Origin of the sequence: Psychrobacter sp. W2-37-MNA-CIBAN-0211 (genome assembly GCF_040309405.1) — a bacterium.
Classification (GTDB): Bacteria; Pseudomonadota; Gammaproteobacteria; order Pseudomonadales; family Moraxellaceae; genus Psychrobacter; species Psychrobacter glaciei.
In genome coordinates, this window is record NZ_JBEOOU010000037.1 from 1 (window position 1) to 940 (window position 940).

1 protein-coding gene is annotated in these 940 nt (G+C 40.6%); it reads left to right on the forward strand.

From position 1 onward, the window contains the following. The coding region (locus tag AAEY72_RS14155) for an IS256 family transposase, variant Zn-binding type (protein ID WP_352311135.1) at window positions 1-940 on the forward strand (940 nt) is incomplete at both ends.

Below are 940 nucleotides of genomic sequence, written 5' to 3' on the forward strand. Positions count from 1 at the left end.
CAAGGAATCAACGCCATGAATCAAAAAACTGCCCTTTTTGTAGTGATAAACACACCAAGAAGAATGGACGTAAGCTTGGCAAACAGCAGTATCAATGTCTAGCTTGCAAGCGGCAGTTTTTAGGTGGCAAAAGACTTAATAACCGAACGCTTTGGACTGAATATACGCAAGGAAAACAGACCTACCAACAACTGGCGGATAAATATCACTGTAGCCTTAAAACCATTCAAAGACGCTTAGATAAAGTCAGTATTGAGTATCCAGCTAAACGTCCTAAGACTGCTAATATCATCATGGACACCACTTACTTTGGTCGCAAGTTTGGTTTAATGGTCTTTATGGACAACACCACTAGAACCGTTCTTAATTATGCGATAGTCAGTCATGAAACCAATAGTGCTTATAAGCAGGGAATTGATCATCTAGTATCGTTAGGCGTTGATATACAAAGCATCACCTGTGATGGTAGACGAGGACTGAGGATGTTATTCACCCGCATCCCTTGCCAGATGTGCCAGTTTCATCAAGTGCAAATAGTGACCCGCTATTTAACACGTCGCCCTAAGAACAGTGCCAGTATCGAGCTTAGACGACTTACTTTAGAAATAAAACAGCTTGATAAAGATGCGTTTGTAAAGTGCTTAGATCACTGGTATTTGACTCATGAAGCCTATCTTAATGAGCGTAGTACCAATGAGGATACCGGCAGAACGTGGTACACCCACAAGCGTCTTAGAAGTGCTTATCGTAGCTTAAGGACCAATAGCGATTGGTTGTTTACTTATCAAGAATATGGGCATTTAGACCTACCAAATACCACTAATTCTCTCGAAGGGTTATTCAGTGAGCTTAAGCGACAATTACACAGTCATCATGGGCTAAATGAGTATCGTAAGTTACGGTTTATTAAAGACTTTTTAGGGTCAAAGACACTCAAATA